The organism is Plantactinospora sp. A48 (genome assembly GCF_055793945.1).
Genome location: NZ_JBTIXF010000004.1, coordinates 1 through 22,682, shown reverse-complemented (window position 1 = coordinate 22,682; position 22,682 = coordinate 1). Strand labels below are relative to the sequence as shown.

The window sequence follows — 22,682 nt, the reverse complement described above, 5'->3', positions numbered from 1 at the left end:
ATCTCCTTGTTGCTATCACCGCAATTACAGTGTTAGCGTCGAACTGCAATCATCGCTAACACCTGGAGTCCTCCATGATCGTCATCACCGGAGCCACCGGCGCGCTCAACGGCGCCACCGTCGATCACCTCCTCGACCGCGTCTCCGCCGAGGACGTCGCCGTCGTCGTACGCGACGTCACGAAGGCCCAGCGGTTCGCCGACCGCGGCGTGGCGGTGCGCCACGGCGACTACGCCGACCCAGCCTCACTGCCGGGTGCCTTCGACGGTGCCGACCAGCTGTTGCTGGTGTCCTCGAATGACCCGGGCGCCGACGCCGTGAGCCTGCACCGGACCGCGATCCAAGCGGCCGTCGCCGCGGGGGTCGGACGCATCCTCTACACCAGCCACCAGAACGCCACCCCCGGCACCCCCTTCAGGCCGGGGCGTGACCATGCCGCGACCGAGCAGCTGCTCGCCGGGTCAGGCGTCGCCTGGACCTCGCTGCGCAACGGCTTCTACCTGCACAGCCTCAACTGGATGATGGGCCCGTGGCGCGAGACCGGCGTCATCACCGTGCCCGGCGACGGACCGGTGTCGTGGACCGCCCGCGAAGACGCCGCCGAGGCCGCCGCCATCATCCTCGCCTCGAACGGGGCGTACGACGGACCGACGACGCTCACCGCGGGTACCGCACCGACCTTCGAAGACATCGCCATGATCGCGTCCGAGGTCGCCGGCCGCACGGTCAAGCTTGAGATCCTGGGCGAACAGGAGTGGCTCGCGGCCCAGATCGCTCAGGGAACGCAGGAGTTCATGGCGCGCTTCCTCCTCGGCTTCTACCAGGCCGCACGGCAGGGCGACTTCGCCGGAGTCGACCGTCTGCTCGGCAAACTTCTCGACCGGGAACCACGCACCGTGCGCGACCTGCTCACCCAGCCCTCAGCCTGACAACCCAGACCGGCCAGAGTGGACGCGAGCCGGCGGAGTGGCCCAACCTACGGCTCAGTCCGTCTCCTTGACCAGCCAGTCCAGGATCGCCTCGATCGGCTCGTACCAGCCGGCGTCCAGCATCAGGTCGTGCCCCATCCCGGGAAAGAGCAACGGTGCGGTGCCGTGCCGTCGGGCCGCCTCGGTGAGCGCGGCGGACGGCACGATCCGGTCGTCCGGACTGCCCACCACCAGGACCGGCGGATCACCCACGGCCGGCTCCAGACGTGGCCGGTCGACCAACTGCCACTGGGCCCGCCGGCCGGCCCGGCCGATCCGGCCCAGGTAGGCGTCGGCCACCTCGGCTGGCAGCTCCCGGCTGAACCGCTGCCGCCGGTTGAACCGCAGCGCACCGCCGAACACCGCGGGCAGGGTGCCGGCCGGGTTGCGGCGCAACGCCGTACCGAAGGTCCCCCAGCCACCCAGCACCGGCGCGGCCAGCACGGCCGCCCGCGCCGGATAGCGGGCCAGCGCGTGCTCGACCACCAGGGCACCCGCACCATGCCCGACCAGTACCGACCGCCGGGGCAGGCCGGCCGCGGCCTGCGCCACGTCGTGCGCGTACGCCCGCAGGTCCGCCCCCGGCGCCGAACCGCTGTCGCCGTGACCGCGCAGGCTCACCGCGTACGCCGGGAAGCCCCGGCTGGCGGCGTGGGCCAGCCAGTGTTCCGCGAAGATCCAGGCGCCGTGCCCGTAGCCCGGCACGAACAGCAGCGGCGGGCGGCCCTCGTCCGTCGCCGGCAACGCGCTGAGGATCTCGCGCCGGACCGGTGGCACCGGACGGGCCCAGTCCCGGAACCGCATGATGTCCAGCCGTTCCCGCTGCCTCGCGCTCACGCGGATCCACCCTTCGTTCGCGACTGCGGGGCTCGCAAACCCGGCTCTACCCGCATTCCGGCGTCAGCGCGTCCCACGCGGCTGACCCCGGAACGCGCGCACCTCGCGCTCACGCGGGGACCTCCAGGTCGTCGAGGGCGCTCTGCAGCGCACGCAGGTACGCCACGTGCCCCACCTCGAACCAGTGCCGACTGCTGTCCTTCACGTTGGCCTCGTGCCACCGGCGCGCGGCGTCCGACTCCACCCGGCCGGCGAACTCGGCCGCCCGCTCGGGAGCCCGCTCCCGCAGCCGCAGGTAGCGGGCGACCACCACGCTCTGCCAGTGTGACAGCGGGAGAATCCCCGAATCGGGCTGCACCAGGCCGACCACCGCCAGCGTCGGATGCTGCCGGGGGAAGGCGTTCAGGTAGAGGGTCGGCCGGCCCGAGCCGTCGTCACCGAGCACCGCCGGGTCGAGGAACTCGAAGCGCGGCAGGTAACCGGTCGCCATGATGACCAGATCGGGTTCGATCTCCCGGCCGTCGCTGAGCACCACCCGCTGGCGGGTGAACCGGGCCACCTCGGGCACCGGATCGATCCCGCCGTGGCCGACGTAGTAGACGAGTTGGCTGTTCGCGATCGGGTGCGTCTCGTACACCTTGTGGTCGGGCTTCGGCAGGCCGAACCGGGTCAGGTCGCCCACGGTCAGCCGCAGGGTCTGGTGGAACAGCCACTGCCGCAGCCACAGTGGCAGCCGGAACCAGTGCGTGGTGTCGTTGACCTGGTCGGCCGGACGACCCAGGACGTACTTCGGCGCGTACCAGTAGCCCCGGCGGGTGGAATGCCAGCATCGCGCGGCCTGCTGGGCCGCCTCCACCGCGATGTCGCAGCCGGTGTTACCGGCACCCACCACCAGCACCCGCTTGCCGCGCAACTGGGTCGGATCCTGGTACGCCGAGGCGTGGACCACCTGCCCGCGGAAGTCGGCCAGGCCCTCGTACTCGGGCATCTTGGGCGACCAGTTGTGCCCGTTGGCCACCACCACGGCGGCGTACCGGCTGGTCCGCTCGCTGCCGTAGCCGCCCGTGCTGCGGGTCGTGACGTACCACCTGTCGTTCCCGGCCGGTTCCACCCGGACCACCTCGGTGCCGAACCAGATGTGCCGGCGCAGGTCGAAGTGGTCGGCGTACCGCTCGAGATAGGACAGCAGCCGGGTGTGATGCGGGTAGTCCGGCCAGTCGTCCGGCATCGGGAAGTCCGGGAACTGGGTGAACGGCTTCGAGGAGATGAGATGGGTGCTCGCGTACACCGGGCTGCGGTCGTGCCGCCAGTTCCAGATGCCGCCGACGCCGGTCTCCCGTTCGTAGCAGTCGACCCCGAAGCCGTACTCGGTGAGGTTCTTGACGGCCGCGAGTCCGCTGGCGCCGGCGCCGATCACGCAGACGGTGTCGCCGCGGTCGTACACCTGGCGGCCGTCCCGCCACTCGGTGGCGGCCGGTTCGGGGCTCCAGCCGGCTGTCTCCGGGGCGGAGCCGGGGACGGCGGGGCCGGGTTCAGGACCGGGGTGCTCGGTGGAGGTGGACACCGGGAATCTCCTTCGCTCCGGCACGAGTGCCGACATGCCGCAGAATCCTCATCCCTCGCCGCCCCCGTTGTCCAGTCGGCGCACTGAGCCGGACGGTGACCGCGAAACGTGGCTCCGTTAAGAAGGGCCCCCTGCTATACGAAAAGCGATAACAGGGTGCCCTTCCTTTCAGGCGGGCGGCAGGATCAGGTCGGCCAGCACCGGTAGGTGGTCGCTGGCTTGACGGGTCCGTTCGGTGTCCACCACGTCGTAGTCCACGATCCGGATCCGCGGATCCACGAAGATCGCGTCCAACCGCTGCCGGGGGCCGGCGCAGGGGAAGGTGAGCAGGTCGGCCCGGTCGGCGGCGACCGCCGAGTCCGTCAGGTCCTTCCCCACCGTCCGCCAGGCCGGGCCGCCCGGATCCTCGTTGAGGTCGGCGCCGACGATCAGCGGCAGGTCCACACCGGCCAGTTCGGACCGCAGCAGTTCCGCCTGACCGGGCCGCTCGGCGGGATCGGTGGACAGGTGCGAGCCGGCCACCACGAACCGCGCGGTCCCGGTGCCGTCCGGACCCGGACCCACCGAACATTCGGCGTACGCGGCACCGCGCAGGTGTCGCCCGGGGGTGAGCGGATACCGCTGGGTCCAGGTCCGCAGCACCCGGACCCGCAGCGTGGTCAGCACCAGGTTGCCCAGCGACGGCAGGCCACCGACGGCGACCACCATGCCGAACGACTCGGCCAGCGCGGCGCACTTGTGCCGCCACCGGAACCGACGCGGCGCCTCCTGCACGATCAACACGTCCGGGGCAGTGTCCCGGACCGCCGCCGCGAGCGCGGCCAGGTCGTCCCGCCGGCCGTGGATGTTGTACGACAGCACCCGCAACCGGGGCCCGACCAGCGCCGGACCGTCCACCGTCGCCAGGCTGTCCGGGCCATTCGCCGTCGCCAGGCCGTCGGCCTTCGCCGGGCCGTTCGCCGTCACCGGGCCGTCGGCCGTCACCGGGTCGCTCATCGGCGCCGGGCCAGGTCGGCGGCGCCCACCACGCCGGCCTGGTTGCCCAGCTCCGCCGGCCGGATCTCGGCCACCTCGATCCGGCCGCGCTGGGCCAGGGACTCCCGGTAGGACCGGTCGGTGGGCCCGAGCAGCAGCTCACCGGCGTCGATCACGCCACCACCGATCACCACGACCTGGGGGTCGAGGATCTGCACGAGGTCGGCCATCGTCATGCCGAGCCAGCGGCCGAGCTGGGCGAACGCCTCGGCGGAGACCGGGTCCCCGGACTGGGCCGCCGAGGTGACCATCCGGCCCGTGATCGCCTCCGGATCCCCACCGGCGATCTCCAGCAGCGCGGTCGCGCGCTCCGGCTCCTGCCGCGCGCCGGCTCGGGCGAACCGGACCAGGGCGCTCCCGCTGGCGTACTGCTCGATGCAGCCCAACCGGCCGCAGCCGCACAGGTGCCCGTCCGGCACGGCCAGCGTGTGACCCAGTTCGGCGGCGATGCCGTGCGCCCCGCGCAGCAGCTCACCACCGAGCACGATGCCGCCACCCACCCCGGTGCCGATGGTGAACATGACCATGGAGTCGTCGGCCGACCGGGCCGCGCCGTGCCGGAACTCCGCCCAGGCCGCCACGTTCGCGTCGTTCTCGACGATCACCGGCAGGTCGACGGCGGAGCTGACGTAGTCGCGGATCGGCTCGTCCCGCCAGGCGATGTTGGGCGCGAAGAGCACCGTCGACCGGCCGGCGTCGATCCAGCCGGCCGCACCGATCCCGACCGCCTCGATCTGGCGGCCGATGGCCAGCTCGGTGACCACCTCGACGATGACGTCCCGAGTCTTGCCGACGTCGTCGGCAGGGGTGTCCCGACGGGTCTCGACCAGGACCTCACCGGACTCGTCGACGACACCTCCGGCCACCTTCGTGCCACCGACGTCGACTCCGATGGTCAGCGTCACCGCTGCCGCTCCCCTCTGCCATGCCGCATCCGACCCCGCTGCCGGCCCGCCGCCGGTGGCGGTCGCCACTCACCCCGCTCGCCGGGCCCCGTCGTCCGGTGGACCCGCGTCCTCGGGTGTCCGACTCGCCGGCACCGTCCGACCCGGCACTCCACCGCCGGTACCCGCCGTCGTGGCAGGTCCGGCCGGGTCCGTGACCGTGGCGGCGGCCCAGCCATCCGGTGTTGCCGCCGGCTGTGCATCATGCCTGGTACGAGTTGCCGCGCGCCACACCCGGTCCGGATCATCACCCGGATCGAAATCATGATCGTCCCCACCGGCCCGTCCGGCCCCGGGAGAAACCCTGGAACCAGCCTCCGCGAACCCGCCGGTCGGCTCGGCCTCCGGGGACCCACCGGTCCGCTCGGCGCCGGCGGAACCGGTCGGCTCGGCGTCGGTGAAACCGGTCGGCTCGGCGTCGGTGAAACCGGTCGGCTCGGCGTCGGCGAAACCGGTCCGCTCGGCGTCGGCGGAACCGGTCGGCTCCGCTTCGGAGAACCCACCGGCCTCCTCGGCGGGCTGGGACCCACCGGCGGTGGCGAGAGACCGCAGCAGGCTGGCGACCCCGGCCGCCAGGTCACCGGCGCCGGTGCTGAGTCGTTCGGCGAACTCCGGGCTCGGGTCCCGCACGGCGGCGATGGCGCGGCAGACCGGGCAGACGCAGCACTCGGCGCTGCCGGTGGCGAACCGGCCACCAGGCGACCCGGCGAACTGGCCGAGCGCGTCCAGCAACCGGCCGGCGGTACCGGCCGCGCGCTGTCCCGAGGCGGCCAGCCGGGCCGCCGCCAGCGCGGTGGCCACCAACCGTTCCGCCTCCTCGCGGGCGCTACCCGGATCGATCTGCGCCATCTCCGGCCCCCTCACCGCGGTGGTCCCGCCGCCCGCGCCGCACTCACGCGCCCTCGCCCGCTTCCACCCGTCGCTTGAGCTGCTTGAGCGCGGCATCCATGATCATTTTTTCGGCCTTGCGCCGGAACATGCCCAGTGTCGCCACCGAGAGTTCCACCTCCAGCGTGTACGTCACCGTGCAGGTGCCGTCGCCGTTCTCGGTGAGGTCGTACGAGCCGACCTGCCGGCGCTGCATGCGGCTCGGCTCGGCCAGCTCCCACTCGATCCGGGTCAGGTCCTCGGCGTACGAGTAGACCAGCGTGTAGTCGTCGGTCAGCACACCGGCGTCGAGGACGAAGCGCACCCGACTGGCGTACCCGTCCTCGTACTCCTCCTGGACCTCCACCCGGTGGACCGCCTCGGTCCACTCCGGGTACCGCGCGAAGTCACAGATCACCTCTGCCACCCGTGGACACGGCGCCGAGATCACGATCGACTGGGTGGAGGAGTCCGCCATGTGGGGAGGCTACCCTCTGTGCCGCCCCGGGTGGCCGGGCGGCTCGCACCGGCCACCGGCGGGTAGGTTCGGATGGCCGACCCGTCGCCGCGACGACGCCGCGGGCGCGAATGTACGAGGGAGTTCAGGTGCGCGAGTTCTCGGTCCCCCCGATCGTCACCGTCGGCGACGCGGCCAACCTGACCGACCCGGTCTGGACGAACGCCACGGCGACCCCCGATTTCGTGCAGTTCGTCCGGCCGGACGGGGACGGGTCGGGCTGGACCGACGTCACCTCCCGGCAGTTCCGCGACGAGGTGGTCGCGGCGGCCCGCGGTCTGGTCGCCGCCGGAATCGAGCCCGGCGCCCGGGTCGGGCTGATGAGCCGGACCCGGTACGAGTGGGCCCTGCTCGACCACGCGATCTGGGCGGCGGGTGCGGTGACCGTGCCGATCTACGAGACCTCCAGCGCCGAGCAGGTCGCGTGGATCCTGGCCGACTCCGGCGCGGTGGCCTGCGTGGTCGAGACCAACGCGCACGCGCTGGTGCTGGCCGGCGTCCGGGACCGGCTGCCCGGTCTGGAGCACGTCTGGCAGATCGAGACCGGTGACCTGGCCGGCCTGGTCGCCGGGGGTGTCGGGGTCGACGAGGCCGAGATCGAGTCCCGACGCCGGGCCGTCCGGGCCGACGACATCGCCACGATCATCTACACCAGCGGGACCACCGGCCGACCCAAGGGCTGCACGCTGACCCACCGCAACATGTACGCCGACGTCGCCAACGCGATCCCGGTGCTGCCCAACCTGTTCCACGAGGGTGCCTCGACACTGTTGTTCCTGCCCCTGGCGCACGCCTTCGCCCGGCTGATCCAGCTCGGCGCGGTGGCCGCCCGGGCCACCCTGGTACACGCCCCCGACACCAGGAACCTGGTCGACGACCTGAAGCGGTTCCGCCCCACCTTCGTACTGTCGGTGCCCCGGGTCTTCGAGAAGGTCTACAACGCCGCCGCGCAGCGCGCCCAGGCCGAGGGCAAGGGGAAGATCTTCAGCCAGGCCGATCGGGTGGCGGTGGCGTACAGCCAGGCGCTGGACACCCCGTCCGGACCCGGCCTGGGCCTGCGGCTGCGGCACCGGATGTTCGACCGGCTGGTCTACCGCAAGCTGCGGGCCGGGCTGGGCGGCCGGTGTGACGCCGCGATCTCCGGTGGCGCCCCGCTGGGGGCCCGACTCGGCCACTTCTTCCGCGGGGTGGGCGTGACGATCCAGGAGGGGTACGGCCTGACCGAGACCGCACCGGCGGCCGCCGCAAACCTGCCGTCCGCCACCCGGATCGGCACGGTGGGCCGCCCGCTGCCCGGGGTGACCATCCGGGTCGCGGACGACGGCGAGGTCCTGATCAAGGGCGACATCGTCTTCCAGGGCTACTGGAACAACCCCGACGCCAGCGCCGAGGCACTCCAGGACGGCTGGTTCCACACGGGCGACCTGGGCAGGCTCGACGACGACGGCTACCTGACGATCACCGGCCGGAAGAAGGAGCTGATCGTCACGGCGGCCGGCAAGAACGTCGCGCCCGCCGTGCTGGAGGACCGGATCCGGGCGCATCCGCTGGTCAGCCAGTGCCTGGTCGTGGGCGACCGGCAGCCGTTCATCGCCGCACTGGTCACCATCGATCCCGATGCCTGGCCGGGCTGGCTGGCCGGGCACGGCCACCCCGCGGACACCCCGGTGGCGGACCTGCGCGACGACCCGCAGCTGCGGGCGGAAATCCAGAGCTGTGTCGACGAGGCCAACCAGGCGGTCTCCCGGGCCGAGGCGATCAAGCAGTTCCGCGTCCTGCCCGCCGACTTCACCGAACAGAGTGGGGAGCTGACCCCGTCGATGAAGGTCAAGCGCAACGTCGTACTCAAGACATACGCCGCCGAGATCGCGGCCATCTACTCCAGCTGACTACGATCCCTCAGGTGTCCGCGTCCACAGCCGTCAGCCTTCGCCCGAGACCTCTCGCGGCGACGGCCCGGGTCGTCATGCTCGCGCTGGTCGCGGTGCTCGCCCTGGTGGCGACCCGGCAACCGGTCCAACTGTGGTGGGTGGTGCTGCTCGCCGCCGCCGGCCTGCCGGCGGTGCTGGCGCCGCGGCACCGGCTGGTCGGACCGATCGGCCGGTTCGCCGAGGCCGTGGTGGTCGGGCTGGCGGCCAGCCAGGTGGCGGCGGTCGCCGACACCGGCGGCGGCTGGGGCGCCTCGGCGATCCTGCCCTACCTGGCCGTGCCGCTGACGGTGGTCGCGCTGAGCCGCCGTACCGCCGAGGGAGCGGGCCTGCTCCTGGTCACCGCCACGGTGCTGGTGGTCAGCGGCGCGCTCACCACCTCCGGCGGGCACCGGCAGCTCACCCAGCCGTGGTATCTGGCGGTCTGCGCCCAGTGGCTGATCCTGGCCGCGCTCGGGCTCTACGCCGCCGCCACCTTCCAACGGGTGATCCGGGCCCGCACCGAGGCCACCCCGCAGCCGTACGCCGAGGCCACCCGGCTGCTGACCCAGCTGCGCAGCGTGGCCCGCCAACTGCCGGGCGCCACCCTGGATCCGGGCGGGATCTCGGAGCACCTGGTCGAGGAGTTGCTCACGGTCACCCGGGCCGACCGGGCCGCCGTGCTGTCGGCCAGCGGCGGTGGCCGGCTCGTGGTGTTGGCCCAGCGCGGCGCCGACCGGGTCGACTGGGAGACGACGCTGGACGCGGACTCGGCCATCGCCGACGCCTGGGCGAGCCAGCAGCCGCAGACCGCGCCCCGCTCGCAGGCCCGGTCACACCCGGGTGGCGACGTGTCGGCGCTGGTGGTGCCGCTGGTGGCCGGGGTGCGCACGGTCGGGCTGGTGACGCTGGAGGCCGACGTGGCCAACGCGTACCCGCCGCCCGTGGTGGCCCGGGTGCGGGCGCTCACCGATCCGGCCGCGCTGCGGTTGGAGGCGGCGTTGCTCTTCGACGACGTCCGGTCGCTGGCCACCAACGAGGAGCGGCAACGCCTGGCCCGGGAGATCCACGACGGGGTGGCGCAGGAGCTGGTGATGGTCGGGTACGGCATCGACAACGCCCTCGCCACGGTCCACGAGGACGCCAAGGAGACCGAGGAGGCGCTGCGGATGCTGCGCGCCGAGGTCACCCGGGTGATCACCGAGCTGCGGTTGAGCCTGTTCGAGTTGCGCAGCGAGGTGGACCGGCACGGCGGGCTGGCCGCGGCGATCGCCGAGTACGCCCGGACCGTCGGCGCCTCGGCCGGGCTGCGGGTACACCTGTCACTGGACGAGTCCACGGCCCGGCTGCCGGCGGCCACCGAGGCGGAACTGCTGCGCATCGCCCAGGAAGCCGTCACCAACGCCCGAAAACACGCAAGTGCCGCGAATCTCTGGGTCACCTGCGAGATTGATCCCCCGTACGCCCGAATTGAAGTGTCGGATGATGGTCAGGGCATCGCTGACCAGCGGCCCGACGGAAGGTACGGTCTTGCGATCATGGCAGAGAGGGCGGAACGTATCCGGGGCCGGCTGGAGATCAGTCCGCGTCGCCCCAGCGGTACGACCGTGGCGGTGGTGCTCGGAACCTCCCCTCGGCGAGATAACGTGCGCGGTAGTACCGCACCAGAAGGGGAGTAACCCGGAACATGACGACCAGCCCCATGCCGACGACCCGCACCAAGGTTCTGCTCGTCGATGATCACGATCTGATCCGCAAGGGACTGCGCCACGCATTCGAGCGGGACCGGCAATTCGAGGTGGTCGGTGAGGCCGCGACCGCCGCCGAGGGCGTACGGCAGGCCGGGGCGTTGCAGCCAGATGTCGTGATCATGGATCTCCGACTGCCCGACGGCAGCGGGCTGGAGGCCACCCGGGCACTGCGCAAGTCCAGTGCCACCATGGGCATCGTGGTGCTGACCATGTACGCGGGTGACGATCAGCTGTTCGGTGCCCTGGAGGCGGGGGCCAGCGCGTTCGTGCCGAAGACCGCCCCCGCCGACGAGGTGGTGGCCGCCGCCCGGCACGCCGCGTCGTCGCCCAGCGCGTTCACCGCCGCCGATCTGGCCGAGGCCATGAAGCGCCGGCTCGCCCCCTCCGGCCCGCAACTGAGCCCGCGCGAGGGCCAGGTGCTGCGACTGCTCGCCGACGGCATGAGCGTGGCCGGCATCGCCAAGCAGTTGTTCGTCAGCGAGTCGACCGCCAAGACCCACATCTCGAAGCTCTACGAGAAGCTCGGCGCCGCCAACCGGGCCCAGGCCCTGATGACGGCCCTGCGGCTGGGCCTGCTCGAAGCGCCCGACGCCCCGAAGTTCTGATCCCCTCCCCCGGGCTGGTCGCTGGCTGATCCGTCAGCCAGCGCCACCCTGTCCGGCTCCCCCTCCCATCCCCACCCCTCCGTTGATCATGAAGTTAGCTGGCTGTTTGATCTCCAAACGGTCAGCTAACTTCATGATCAACGGTGGGAGTGGGGTGGGGGTGGGGTGGGGTGGGGTGGGGTGGGTCAGCCGGCGAGCAGTTCGGCGAGTCGGGCGGCCTGGCGATCCCAGCGCCACTCCCGGTCCACCCAGGACCGGCCCGCGGCGCCCATCCGGCTGGCCAGCGCCCGGTCGGTGAGCAGCGTGACCAGCCGGTCGACCAGCGCGGCGCCGTCCCGGCCGCCGACCACGAAACCGGTCTCGCCGTCCCGCACCGCGTCCGGCGCCCCACCGGAGTCGCCGGCCACCACCGGCAGCCCCGTCGCCGACGCCTCCAGGTAGACGATGCCCAACCCCTCCACGTCCAGCCCCCGGTTGCGGGTGCGGCAGGGCATCGCGTACACGTCACCGGCCGCGTAGTGCTCGGGCAGTTCGGCCCACGGCACCGAGCCGGTGAACACCACGTCGCGCTCCACACCGGCCTGCCGGGCCAGCCGCTCGAGTTTCGCGCGGTAGGGACCCCCGCTCACGATCAGCAGCGCCGCGTCCGGCACCCGCCGCCGGACCTGCGGCCAGGCCCGGATCAGCGAGTCCTGTCCCTTGCGGGGCACCAGCCGGGAGACGCAGACCACCACCGGCCGGTCGGTGAGGCCGTACCGGGCGCGCACCCCGGAACCGTCGACCCCCGGGTGGTACGTCCCGACGTCAACCCCCGGGGCGAGCCGGCGCAGCTCGGTCAGCCCACCCATCACCCGGTCGAGCCGGGAGCGTTGGTACTCGCCGAGGTAGGTCACCACGTCGGCGCCGCGAGCGATCCGGCGCAGCAGCACACCGGCGCCGGGCACGGTGGTCCAGCCGGCCTCGTGGCCGTGGGTCAGCGCCACCACCCGGTCGATGCCGGCCCGTCGACGCAGTCCGGCGGCGAGCAACCCGAGCGGGGCCGCCGCGCCGAACATGACCGTGTCGCAACCCCGGTCGCGGGCCAGCGCGGCAGCCCGGCGGGCCACCCCCGGGGTGGGCAGCAGCACCGTGGTGGGCTCGCGTACCACCTCGAACGGCTGGTCGGCGTCGAACTTGTCGGCACCGCGCCAGGACGAGGCGTACACGACCACGGAATCGGCCGGCAGGCTCAACGCGAGGCGGTGGACGAACAGCTGGATCCCGCCGGGCCGGGGCGGGAAGTCGTTGGTAATCAGCAGGGTGCGGTTCACCGGCCGACCCGCCTCGCGTACGCCCGGGCCGCCGCGATCCGCTCCACGGTGGAAGAGTGACTGGCCGAGTAGAGGTACTCCCAGCGGGGCGGATCGGGATCGCCCAGGTTGACCGCCGACAGCCGCCGCTGCATCGCCGCGAACGTGCTCGGGTCGCCGGTCAGTGCCAGCGCGTGCTCGTCGGCCCGTGCCTCCACCCGGCGGGACACCAACGCCTGGGCCGGCGCCGCGACCAGCCCGGTCACGGCCAGCACGGCGAGCAGCAGTGGCAGGGCCCTCGGCTGGGCGATGCCGTCCGGTCCCGCCAGCCCGACCGCGCCCGCGACACCGTCCACACCGGCCGCCCGCAGCAGCCCGGTCCACTGCCCGAGAAGGTAGACGGCCACCACCCCGAACGCCGCGCCGAGCGCACCCAGCAGGGTGCCGGTGAACACGTCGCGGTCCCGGGCATGCCCGAGTTCGTGTGCCACGACGCTGACCACCTCCTCCGGCGGCGCCTCGCGGAGCAGCGTGTCGTAGACGACGATCCGGCGGGTCGGGCCGAGACCCGAGACGTAGGCGTTCACCGCGCGGCTCCGCCGGGAGGCGTCGGCGACCAGCACGTCCCGGACCGGCACCCCGTCCCGCTGGGCCAGGTCCAGCAGCTGGCTGCGCAGCGGGCCCGGTTCCATCGGGGTGAATTTGTTGAACACCGGCTCGACAAGCACCGGGAACACGAACGAGAGCAGCGCCACCAGCAGCGCCGCGCCGGCCGCGCCGAACGCCCACCACCAGCGCGGGGCCAGCCGGGTCACGGCGTAGAAGCCGAACAGGGCCACCGCGCCGAGCACGGCGGTCACGGCGTACGACCGGAGCAGATCGCCGACCCAACCGCCCCAACCCTGGGTGGACAGCCCGTACCGGACGACGACGGTGTGCCGCCAGGCCGCGAAGGGCAGGGTGACCAGGTCGGCGACGAAGACCACGGCCAGACCGCCGAGCACCGCCTCGGCGATCCAGTGCCCGCCGAACGGTCGGCCGACCAGGCGGACCAGCCCGGCGCCCAACGGAGTGAGCCCGAGCACGACGGCCACGGCCAAGCCGACGAGCATCGCCCCGTACCCGGCCGGCCGCAGTGCGGCGGTGAAGGCCCGTCCCCGGGCGACCTGCGCGGCCGGCAGTTCGCGCAGCGCCGCCACCTGGTCGGCGCGCGGAGCCGGCGGGCGGGCCCACGGCACCAGCAGGACGGCCACGAACACCAGCAGCACGGCCAGCGCCACCAGGGTGGTCACCGCCCACGCCCGTGGACTCATCAGCGCAGCTCCTCCCGCCGCCGGTGCGCGTCGGCCCATCCTATGGGTCCGCCGTCCGGGGCCGGGCGCGGCGGGCGACGGCCCGGAATCAGGCCACGTTCCGGCCCCGGCGGCGGGGACGCGCCAGCGGCACCGGTGGGCCGGCCGGAGCGGTGGCCGGGGCGCTGAGCACCTCGACGTCGAAGCCGGCCCGGGCGAAGACCTCGATCGCCCGCTCCTCGGCGGGGGTCAGGCCGGCCACGTCCGCTGTCGCGTCGACCAGCGCACTCACCAGGCAGCCGGCGCAGGCCGCGCCGCGGACGGTGCAGGTGTCGCAGTCGATGAGCATCGGATCCCGCCTCTCCTCACGTGCGTCGGCGGCCCGATCACCAACCGGCCACCGTCGGTGACATCGACGCTAACCGGGGGGTCCGACAACTTTGTCCAAGAGTCGAAGATCGCCACGATCTCGCGCTGGTCAGGCCCCGATGCCCTGAATGTCCGGCGAGGGACCCGGTGGCCGGCGGCGAGCCGGCCTGGTGCCGTCCGTCGACGGCGCCGACCGTCCGATCGTGGAGTCCGGGGGTGGCCGGTTCAGGACCGCGCGAGCCGGCGCAGCAGCGAGTCAGCGCCCAGCGGGTACGCGCCGTGCCGGCGTACCCCGTCGGCCACCTCGCGGTCCGAGGAGATCACCACGACCGGCCGGCCGGCCGGCTCGGCCCGGACCAGCCGGCGGATCAGTTCGTCGGCGGTCTCCCCCTTGCGGGAGAACAGCACCCGGACGCCCCGGGGCGCCGGCGGCAGCCCGGGCACCCGTTCGGCTCCGTCGAAGACGACGGTCACCTCGTCACCGGTTCGCGCGGCCAACCCGCCGAGACCGGTGATGAGCCGTTTGCGCTGCTGCTCCAGGGACATCTCGCCGAAACCCCGCTTGGTGACGTTGTAGCCGTCCACCACCAGATGCGCCCGGGGCAGGGCCAGCAGTTCGTCCAGCCGGGCGGGATCATCGGTGTCCAGCGCCCTTGCCCCGGCGCGGGCCACGGACCGGTCACCCGGTCGCTCGGCGAACTCGTCCGCCACGAAGTCCGCGGGCAGCCGGTCGACCGGGTCGAGCGCCAGCTCGCGCCGTAGCCCCACGGCCGCCTGGCCGATCGTCTCCAGCAGCAGCCACAGCCGGGCGTTGTCGACCGACCGGGCGTCCTTGGCGCTCTGCCGGGCCGCGCCGGCGGCGCTCTCAGCCTCGGCCAACCGGGCGCGCAGCCGGCGCAGTTCGGCGTCGTGGTCGGCGCTCGCCCGCCCGGCCCGGCCCTTCTCGGTGGCCAGCAACTCGCTCACCCGACGGTGCTGGGCCTGCAACTCGCGCAGCGCCCGCGCCTGGACCCGGGTCTCCTCCCGCAGCTGGCCCAGTTCCTCGCGTACCCGGGACAACTCGTCGCGCAGCTTGTCCGCCTCCACCCGGGCGAGCGCCCGGTCATGCTCCGCGCGGTCGGCGCGCTGCTCGGCCTCCCGGACCAGCTCCGCGACCTGGGCACTGTCCGCCTCGGCCCGGACGGCCGCCCCGCTGGCGTCGACCAGATCCCGCCAGCCGACCGGCCGGGCCAGGTACGCGAGCGCCGCCACCTGGACCGGGTCGGCCGCCGCCGGCACCGTACCCCCGCCGACGGCCGCGCCGAGTTCCCCGGCCTCGACCAACGCCCGAGCCCCGATCCGCTGCCGGAAGAGTGGGTCGGCCGCCAGTTGGGCCGCGATGGCCGGCCCGCCGAGCCGGGCCCGTCGGTTCGGCGCGAACCGGGCCACCCGGCGCAGGGGCACGGGTATCTCGTCGGTGATGAGGCTCGGCAGCGCCGTGGCGGCGAGCGTCACGACGCGCTGCCGGACCGGCTCGGGCAGGATCGGTTCCGGCAGGCTCGGTTCCGGCAGACCCGCCGGCTCGGCCGGCGCCTGCTCGCCGCGGGTCGCCGGCCCTGCCGGCTCGTTCCCGTCGGTGGTCGATCCGGCCAGCCCGTCTCCGTCGGTCGCCGGCCCTGCCGGCTCGTTCCCGGCCCGGTCGTCCCCCGCCAGCGGGACCGCGCCGGGCACACCGGTCGGGTCGGTCGCCGCCGGTTCGGCGGGACCGTGCGGGCGGGGCTCGGGGTGGGACATCTGACAAGTCTCCCACCGTCGCCGCGCTGTGCGCCCGGTGAGTCAGTCGGAGCGTACGGTGCGTCGCCCGTCACGATCGGGACCCACCGTGCCGGAAGTGTCGTACGCGGCTTTTAGCCTGCCCGCCGTGGCACAACCGGAGTACGTCCAGGGCACCCTCGACGGGCTGCTCGACCCCTCGACCGGCATTCCCGACGACCTCCCGTTGCACCGCACGACGTTCGTGGTGCTCGATCTGGAGACCACCGGCGGCACTCCGGACGGCGGGGGCATCACGGAGATCGGCGCGGTACGGGTCCGTGGCGGCGAGGAGCTGGGTGTGCTGGCCACGCTGGTCAACCCGGGCGTGCCGATCCCGCCGTTCATCACCGTGCTGACCGGGATCACCCAGGCGATGCTGCTGCCCGCGCCGCCGATCGAGCAGATCCTGCCGAGCCTGCTGGAGTTCCTCCGGGACGCGGTGCTGGTGGCGCACAACGCCCCGTACGACGTGGGTTTCCTCAAGGCCGCCTGCGCCCGACACGGTTACGCCTGGCCCAACCCCCGGGTGTTGGACACCGCCGCGCTGGCCCGCCGGGTGCTGACCGCCGACGAGGTACCCAACCGCAAGTTGGGCACGCTCGCCGCGTACTTCCGGACCCCTCGGCAGCCCAGCCACCGCGCGCTGGCCGACGCCGAGGCGACGGTCGACGTGCTGCACGGGTTGATCGCCCGGTTGAGCGGCCACCGGGTGGAGACCATCGGCGACGCCATCGAGTTCTGCCGGGCGGTCAGCCCGGTGCAGCGCAGCAAGCGGCACCTGGCCGACGGGTTGCCCCGGGTGCCCGGGGTCTACATCTTCCGGGCCGCCGATGACCGGCCGCTCTACGTGGGCACCTCCGGCGACGTCGCCACCCGGGTACGCAGCTACTTCACCGCCGCCGAGAAGCGGGCCCGGATATCGGAGATGCTGGCCGCCGCCGTCCGGGTCGACGCCGTCGAGTGCGCGCACCCGCTGGAGGCCGAGGTACGCGAGCTGCGGTTGATCGCCGCGCACACGCCGCCGTACAACCGTCGGTCGAAGTACCCGCACCGGGTCGTCTGGCTGAAGCTGACCGCGGAGGCGTACCCACGGCTGTCCCTGGTCCGGAAGCTGGCTGACGGCGACGACGCCTACCTCGGCCCGTTCACCTCCCGGCGCGCCGCCGAGTTGGCGGCGGCAGCGCTGCACGACGCCCTGCCGCTGCGGCAGTGCACCCACCGGCTGTCCACCCGCACCACCCTGCCGGCCTGCGCCCTGGCCGAGCTGGGCCGGTGCGCCGCGCCGTGCGAGCACCGGATCTCGGTGTCCGACTACGAGCTGCGCGCCGCCGGCGCGTTCCGCCGGGCCACCACGGGCGATCCGGAGGTCGTGGTGGCCGCGCTGCTGGCCCGGATCGAGGCGCTCTCCACCGACCAGCGGTACGAGGAGGCCGCGGTGGTCCGGGGCCGGCTGGCCGCGGTCCTGCGGGCCACCCTGCGGATGCAACGTCTGCTCGGGCTGGCCCGGATCGGCCAGTTGGCCGCGGCCCGACGCACCGCCGACGGCGGGTGGGAGCTGGTGGTGGTCCGGCACGGCCGGCTGGCCGGCGCCGCCCTCGCCCGGCCCGGCCAGCCGCCGCGGGCCGTGCTCGATCAGGTGCTGGCCACCGCCGAGACCGTGCCGGCGGGGACCGGACCGGTGCCGAACGCCACCGCCGAGGAGTCGGAACGGATTCTGTCCTGGTTGGAACGGCCCGAGACGCGACTGGTCGAGGCGTCCGAACCGTGGGCCTCGCCGGTACGCGGCGCGGCCCGGTTCCGCGACCTGCTGACCAGGGCGGAGTCGGCCGCCGGTCAACTCTCGACCGAACGACTGTAGGTAACCACCCGTTCGGACGACGGATACTCGCTTACTCTGGTGGAGAAGTGCAGTCGTGCCCGATTCGTGGCTCGCTGTCGCCCGTTCGAGCGGACGGGTGGTGGTGTGGCCCGGTGAGGAGGTGTCCCGGGTGGACGTCGACGCCGGTCGCGGCGCCGCTTTCGGCGGTTCCCTCCCCGCGGACTTCCCGCTGGCTCGACGGCTGCGCTCGCTGCTGTCCTGGCCGCCGTCCGACAGTGACCCGGTCACCGTCCTGGTGCGGACCCACCGCGCGGTCCACGCCGGGGCCGACGCCGCGGCACTGCGCCGGGCGTACGGAATCGCCGAGAACATGCACCGGGGCCAGTTCCGCAAGAGCGGCGAGCCCTACATCACCCATCCGCTGGCCGTCGCGCAGATCTGCGCGGAGCTGGGGATGGACACCACCACCCTGGTGGCGGCGCTGCTGCACGACACGGTCGAGGACACCCGGTACACGTTGGACGCGCTGGACGGCGACTTCGGCCCCGAGGTGGCACTCCTGGTCGACGGGGTGACCAAGTTCGACAAGGAGTTCTACGGCAAGGCGGCCGAGGCCGAGACAATCCGAAAGATGATCATCGCGGCCGGCAAGGACGTCCGGGTCCTGATCATCAAGCTGGCCGACCGGCTGCACAACATGCGCACCCTGGACGCCCGGTCGCCCGCCTCCCGGGCCCGCATCGCCCGGGCCACCGTCGAGGTGCTGGTGCCGCTCTGTGACCGGCTCGGCATCCAGGTGCTCAAGCGGGACCTCGACGACGCGGTGCTGATGCACCTGGAACCCGAGGAGTACGACCGGATCCGCGCGTACGTCAACGGCGGCCGGCCGGACTGGGAGCCCTACCTGGCCCGGGTGGTCGGCGAGGCCCGGGTGGTCCTGCGCCGGGACAAGATCGACGCCAAGGTGGACCCGCGCCCCCGGCACCTCTACTCGATCTGGAAGGACACCGTCGCGGGTGGCCACGCCACGCCGTACGATCTGCCCCGCATCGCGGTCGTGGTGGAGGGCTCCGACAACGACTGCTACGCCGCACTCGGCTCGATCCACGGGCTCTGGCGGCCGGTGCCCGGCCGGTTCAAGGACTACATCGCCTCACCGAAGAACAACCTCTACCGCTCCCTGCACACCACCGTCTGCGGCCCGGACAACCGCTCGGTGGAGGTGCTGATCCGGACCCTCGACATGCACCGGTCGGCGGAGTACGGCATCGCGGCGGACTTCCGCTACCCCAGGCCCGTCACCGACTCGGCGCCGAGCACCGAGCAGCTCGACTGGCTGCGCCGGGTGCTCGACTGGGAGCAGGAGACCGCCGACTCCAGCCAGTTCCTCCACTCGCTGCGCTGCGACCTCTCCGAATCACAGGTCCAGGTGTTCGCCGACGGCCGGACCGTGGTCCTGCCCTCCGGTTCGACGCCGGTCGATCTGGCATACGAGCTGGGTACGCACCGGGGCGACCACTGCCTCGCCGCCAAGGTGAACGGACGGTTGGCCCCGTTGGGCTCGGAACTGTGCGAGGGCGACGTGGTCGAAATCTTCACCGAGGGCGACGCGCACGCCGAACTCGACCTCGAGGTGGCCCCGCCGGGCCCACGCAAGGAGTGGCTCGGCTTCGTCAAGTCCCCACACGCCCAGCTCCAGATCAACCGCTGGTTCGCCAAACACGAGGAACCCGGCATCTCGATCGCCGACAAGATCCGCCTCGGCCGGGCGGCGATCGGGTTGGCGCTGCGCCGGCACAACCGTGGACTGGCCAGCGACCTGCCGCTGCGCCGGCTGTCCGAGGAACGTGGCTATCCGGACGTCGACACCATGCTCGTGGCGGTCTTCGACCGCAAACTGGCCCCGGAGGCCGTGGTGGAACAGCTCATCGCCCTGGTCGACCATCCGGAGTGACCCGTGCCGGCTGGCGCGGGACCCGACCGGCCCCGGCGCCGCTGCGGCCGGAACCCTCTAGCCTGGGACGGTGACCGCCCACTCGATCGCCCGCGCCCTCGTCTACCGCGCGTTCTACCGGCTGCCGTTCCGGTTCCGGCACCGACTGGTCCGCCTGGCGGTGCCGAAGTACATCGTCGGCGCGGTGGCCGTGGTCTGGGATTCGGAGTCACCGGAACCCGGACGCCTGCTGTTGCTGCGGCAGCCGCCCGGCCGAAAGTGGGGACTGCCCGCCGGACTGCTGCGCCGGGCCGAGGCACCGGTCGTCGGCGCCGCCCGCGAACTGGCCGAGGAGAGCGGCGTACGGCTGACCCCGGACCAGCTCACCCCGGCGGTTCCCAACGCCGTGGTACACGCCCAGGGCTGGGTGGACATGGTCTTCACCGCGCGGGTTCCCGCCTCCACCAACCCACTGGTGGTCGACGGCGCGGAAGTGTACGAGGCCGCCTGGTATCCCGTGGACGCCCTGCCGACGCTCACCACGAACACCGCCCGGCTGCTGGGCATCTACGGCCTCGGCCCGGCCGCCACCCGCGAGCCCCGGCCCGCGCCGTGACCGGTCGCCCGGCCGCGTCCGCCGAGGACGATCCGGCGGCGGTCCGGGGTGCGGCCGGGCAGCCCCGGCCCGAGGTCCGGCGGCGGTCTCCGGCCGACCCGCCGGTGTGCGCGGTGATCCTCGCCGCCGGCGAGGGGCAACGGCTGCGACCGCTCACCGAGCTGATACCGAAGGCGCTGTGCCCGGTGGGCAACGTCGCACTGCTGGACCGGGCGTTGGCCCGGGTCGCCGCCCTGGGCCTGACCGGCCCGGCCGACGTCGCGGTCAACGCCTGCTACCTGGCCGAGCAGGTGGTCCGACAGGTCGGAACCCGCGCGTGGCCGTCCGTCGAATCGGGCTCCCCACTGGGTACGGCCGGCGGCCTGGCCAACCTGCGAGACTGGATCGCGGACCGGGGCGTACTGGTGGGCAACGCGGACGGCTACCTCGCGGACCCGGACCGGCCGCCGGGGGCCGACATCGCGGCGTTGCTGGCCGGTTGGGACGGCCGGAGCGTACGGCTGCTGGGGGTGCCGGTGGCCGACCCCGCCGATTCCGGCGAGTTCGGCCGCCACCGGTTCGCGGGATTCTCGCTGATCCCGGCCCGGTACGTCCGCCGGCTGTCGGTCGGGGAGCCCGATCTGGTCCGGGCGGTCTGGCGGCCGGCCGAGGCGGCCGGGGAACTGGAGATCATCCCGTTCCACGGCGTCTACCTCGACACCGGCACCCCGGCGGACTACCTGGCGGCGAACCTGCACGCCGCCGGGGACGGCAACCTGGTCGCGTCCACGGCGACGGTCACCGGCAGCTGCGAGCGCGCGGTGGTGGGCGCGGGGGCGGTCGTCCGGGGCTCGGTACGCCGCGCGGTGGTCTGGCCCGGCGAGTCGGTCGGCGAGGACGAGCGACTGGACTCGGCCGTGCGCTTCGGTCGTGGCCGAACGCTGCCGGCCGGCGCCGTCCAGCCTGACCCAACGCCACCGGCCGGCGCCGTCTAGCCTGGCCCAACGCCACCGGCCGGCGCCATCCGGCTTGGCCGGGCGCCGCCGGTCGGCACCATCTAGCATGAACGGGACGTTCTCCAGGAGAGGAGCACATCGGTGATCACTGCGATCGTCCTGATCGACTGCGCCACCGACTCGATCCCCGAGGTCGCGGAGACCCTGGCCGCGCTGCCCGGCGTGAGCGAGGTCTATTCGGTCGCCGGGAACACCGACCTGATCGCCGTCATCCGGGTACGGGAGTTCGAGCAGATCGCCGAGGTGATCGCCGGCCGCATCTCCAAGGTGCCCGGGGTGGTCAACACCGAGTCACACATCGCCTTCCGGGCGTACTCACAGCACGACCTGGAAGAGGCGTTCGCCATCGGGCTCGCCGACGCCGACTGACAGCCACCTCTCGGGTCGCGCAACGGGGCGGCCAAGCCACCGGTACCGCCGGGTGGATCACTCAGGTACCGCTCAGGTCACTGATTGACGGGACGAGCGCGAGGTGGGCCTGCCGGGCGTCAACCCGCAGACCCACCCGTACCGCTGAATCCGGTCGTACCCGTTCAGGTGGTGGCCGGAGTAGGCGCCTCGGTCGGCTCCTCCGTGGTCCCGGTACCCGGTGCCTCGGTGGTGCCACCCGTTCCCGGCGATTCGGTGGGACTTCCGCTCGGGCTGGCACTGCCGGAGCTGGTCCCCGGAGCCGGCGTACCCGAGAGGCTCGGCACCGCGATGCCCAGGCTCTGCGCCAGTGCCTGAAGCGACTCGAAGTGGGCCTGGAGCACCGGCAGAGCCTGCTGGGCCAGCTGCTTCACCGCCGGCTCGGAACCCTGGTTGACCTCGGTCTCGGTCGCCTGGATGGCCTTCTGGTGGCCGGCCAGTTCGGCCGTCACCCACGCGTTGTCGAACGCCGACCCGTTCAGACCCTGCAACTGGTTGAGCACGGCCTGCTGGTCGTTCGTCGGCGCGTTCGGCAGCGTCACCCCGGCCTGCGAGGCCGTGCTCTGCACCGCCTGGTCGAGCTGCTGGTGGTCGGTGACGAACTGCATGGCCAGGTCCTTGACCTGCTGGTTCGACGCCTTCTGCTGCGCCACGTTGCCCCCGGAGACCTCCGCCAGGTTGACCTGGTGAATCGTCTGCAGGTACTGGGTGTCCTGCTGTGCCGGTGACGCGGAGCCCGACGGTGCCGGCGTCCCCTCTGCCGCTGCCTGTGCCGCGGCGGCCGGCGCGAGGCCGATGACCGCTAGGCCGACGATCACCGCCAGCCGTTTCACACCCAACATGGTGTTCCCCCCTTGGTCGTTGGACCGCACGGGTACCCCGTTCCACCCACCACACGCCGACAATCCCAACCCGAATCTTCACCCCCTCCCCACCCCACCCCCTCCGTCTCCCCCCTCCCTTTCTGGTTGATCATGAAGTTGACTGAACAGTTTGCACCAAATGTCGCAGCTAACTTCATGATCAACCCCGGCGGGGGGGGTGGGTGGGGGTGGGGGGGTTGGGGTTCACCTATCCGCCGTTCGCGGCGCTCGCCATGCTGCCCATGGTGCCGATGCCGATCGGGCTGGCCGGACTGATCAACGTGATCGCCAGCCTCGCCGTTCTCGCGG

General features: G+C 72.9%; 20 protein-coding genes. 9 read left to right on the top strand and 11 right to left on the bottom strand.

The features are described from left to right. The first annotated feature begins 74 nt into the window (after positions 1-74). Positions 75-929: an NmrA family NAD(P)-binding protein gene (locus ACXN5W_RS03730; protein ID WP_473156705.1), complete on the top strand. Its 855-nt coding sequence runs from the start codon at positions 75-77 to the stop codon at positions 927-929. Positions 930-983: 54 nt separating this feature from the next. Here ACXN5W_RS03730 and ACXN5W_RS03725 read toward each other — a convergent pair whose 3' ends face one another. The 6 genes from ACXN5W_RS03725 to ACXN5W_RS03700 all read right to left on the bottom strand — a co-directional run bounded on the left by ACXN5W_RS03725 (position 984) and on the right by ACXN5W_RS03700 (position 6,693). Continuing rightward, the gene (locus tag ACXN5W_RS03725; RefSeq protein ID WP_473156809.1) at positions 984-1,772 is read right to left on the bottom strand and encodes an alpha/beta hydrolase; all 789 of its coding nucleotides are present in this window, start codon (positions 1,770-1,772) and stop codon (positions 984-986) included. Positions 1,773-1,914: 142 nt separating this feature from the next. Then, a complete protein-coding gene (locus tag ACXN5W_RS03720) occupies positions 1,915-3,249 on the bottom strand; it encodes a flavin-containing monooxygenase (RefSeq protein WP_473156808.1) in 1,335 nt (444 codons plus the stop codon). A gap of 288 nt (positions 3,250-3,537) precedes the next feature. Next, entirely contained in the window at positions 3,538-4,365 is an 828-nt protein-coding gene (locus ACXN5W_RS03715) for an endonuclease/exonuclease/phosphatase family protein (protein WP_473156704.1), read from the bottom strand. Then, a complete protein-coding gene (locus ACXN5W_RS03710) occupies positions 4,362-5,309 on the bottom strand; it encodes an ROK family glucokinase (RefSeq protein WP_473156703.1) in 948 nt (315 codons plus the stop codon). The genes ACXN5W_RS03715 and ACXN5W_RS03710 overlap by 4 nt, the downstream gene beginning before the upstream one ends. 69 nt (positions 5,310-5,378) lie before the next feature. After that, a complete protein-coding gene (locus ACXN5W_RS03705) occupies positions 5,379-6,197 on the bottom strand; it encodes a hypothetical protein (protein ID WP_473156702.1) in 819 nt (272 codons plus the stop codon). A 43-nt stretch (positions 6,198-6,240) separates the two neighbouring features. Further along, positions 6,241-6,693 carry an SRPBCC family protein gene (locus ACXN5W_RS03700; protein WP_473156701.1) on the bottom strand — a complete coding sequence of 151 codons (453 nt, stop codon included), beginning with the start codon at positions 6,691-6,693 and terminating at the stop codon, positions 6,241-6,243. A gap of 128 nt (positions 6,694-6,821) precedes the next feature. Here ACXN5W_RS03700 and ACXN5W_RS03695 point away from each other — a divergent pair, with 128 nt between their 5' ends. From ACXN5W_RS03695 to ACXN5W_RS03685, 3 genes are read left to right on the top strand one after another with little or no spacing between them, the layout of a single operon-like run. Next, complete coding sequence (locus ACXN5W_RS03695) at positions 6,822-8,621, top strand: AMP-dependent synthetase/ligase (protein ID WP_473156700.1); 1,800 nt, start codon at positions 6,822-6,824, stop codon at positions 8,619-8,621. A gap of 14 nt (positions 8,622-8,635) precedes the next feature. Continuing rightward, the gene (locus ACXN5W_RS03690) at positions 8,636-10,318 is read left to right on the top strand and encodes a sensor histidine kinase (RefSeq protein ID WP_473156699.1); all 1,683 of its coding nucleotides are present in this window, start codon (positions 8,636-8,638) and stop codon (positions 10,316-10,318) included. Between the two features lie 8 nt (positions 10,319-10,326). After that, the gene (locus tag ACXN5W_RS03685; protein ID WP_091557164.1) at positions 10,327-10,995 is read left to right on the top strand and encodes a response regulator transcription factor; all 669 of its coding nucleotides are present in this window, start codon (positions 10,327-10,329) and stop codon (positions 10,993-10,995) included. A 185-nt stretch (positions 10,996-11,180) separates the two neighbouring features. Here ACXN5W_RS03685 and ACXN5W_RS03680 read toward each other — a convergent pair whose 3' ends face one another. From ACXN5W_RS03680 to ACXN5W_RS03665, 4 genes are all read right to left on the bottom strand, one after another. Beyond that, entirely contained in the window at positions 11,181-12,305 is a 1,125-nt protein-coding gene (locus ACXN5W_RS03680) for a glycosyltransferase family 4 protein (protein WP_473156698.1), read from the bottom strand. Continuing rightward, positions 12,302-13,597, bottom strand: coding sequence for a M48 family metallopeptidase (locus ACXN5W_RS03675; protein ID WP_473156697.1), 1,296 nt, complete (start codon positions 13,595-13,597; stop codon positions 12,302-12,304). Before ACXN5W_RS03675 ends, ACXN5W_RS03680 begins: the two co-directional genes overlap by 4 nt. Positions 13,598-13,685: 88 nt before the next feature. Then, a complete protein-coding gene (locus ACXN5W_RS03670; RefSeq protein WP_473156696.1) occupies positions 13,686-13,925 on the bottom strand; it encodes a hypothetical protein in 240 nt (79 codons plus the stop codon). Between the two features lie 245 nt (positions 13,926-14,170). Next, positions 14,171-15,718 carry an NYN domain-containing protein gene (locus ACXN5W_RS03665; protein WP_473156695.1) on the bottom strand — a complete coding sequence of 516 codons (1,548 nt, stop codon included), beginning with the start codon at positions 15,716-15,718 and terminating at the stop codon, positions 14,171-14,173. Positions 15,719-15,845: 127 nt separating this feature from the next. Between ACXN5W_RS03665 and ACXN5W_RS03660 the strand changes: the two genes are divergently transcribed. The 5 genes from ACXN5W_RS03660 (at position 15,846) to ACXN5W_RS03640 (ending at position 21,471) form a co-directional block, all read left to right on the top strand. Then, positions 15,846-17,597: a DEDD exonuclease domain-containing protein gene (locus tag ACXN5W_RS03660; protein ID WP_473156694.1), complete on the top strand. Its 1,752-nt coding sequence runs from the start codon at positions 15,846-15,848 to the stop codon at positions 17,595-17,597. Between the two features lie 130 nt (positions 17,598-17,727). Continuing rightward, on the top strand, positions 17,728-19,512 hold the full coding sequence (locus ACXN5W_RS03655; protein WP_473156807.1) for a RelA/SpoT family protein: 1,785 nt from the start codon (positions 17,728-17,730) through the stop codon (positions 19,510-19,512). Between the two features lie 70 nt (positions 19,513-19,582). Then, positions 19,583-20,107, top strand: a complete 525-nt coding sequence (locus ACXN5W_RS03650; protein ID WP_473156693.1) for an NUDIX hydrolase — start codon at positions 19,583-19,585, stop codon at positions 20,105-20,107. Between the two features lie 104 nt (positions 20,108-20,211). Then, positions 20,212-21,081, top strand: a complete 870-nt coding sequence (locus ACXN5W_RS03645; protein ID WP_473156806.1) for a nucleotidyltransferase family protein — start codon at positions 20,212-20,214, stop codon at positions 21,079-21,081. 102 nt (positions 21,082-21,183) lie between these two features. Continuing rightward, entirely contained in the window at positions 21,184-21,471 is a 288-nt protein-coding gene (locus ACXN5W_RS03640; protein ID WP_473156692.1) for an Lrp/AsnC family transcriptional regulator, read from the top strand. Positions 21,472-21,635: 164 nt separating this feature from the next. Here ACXN5W_RS03640 and ACXN5W_RS03635 read toward each other — a convergent pair whose 3' ends face one another. Continuing rightward, positions 21,636-22,352, bottom strand: a complete 717-nt coding sequence (locus ACXN5W_RS03635) for a DUF4142 domain-containing protein (RefSeq protein ID WP_473156691.1) — start codon at positions 22,350-22,352, stop codon at positions 21,636-21,638. Between the last annotated feature and the right edge of the window lie 330 nt (positions 22,353-22,682).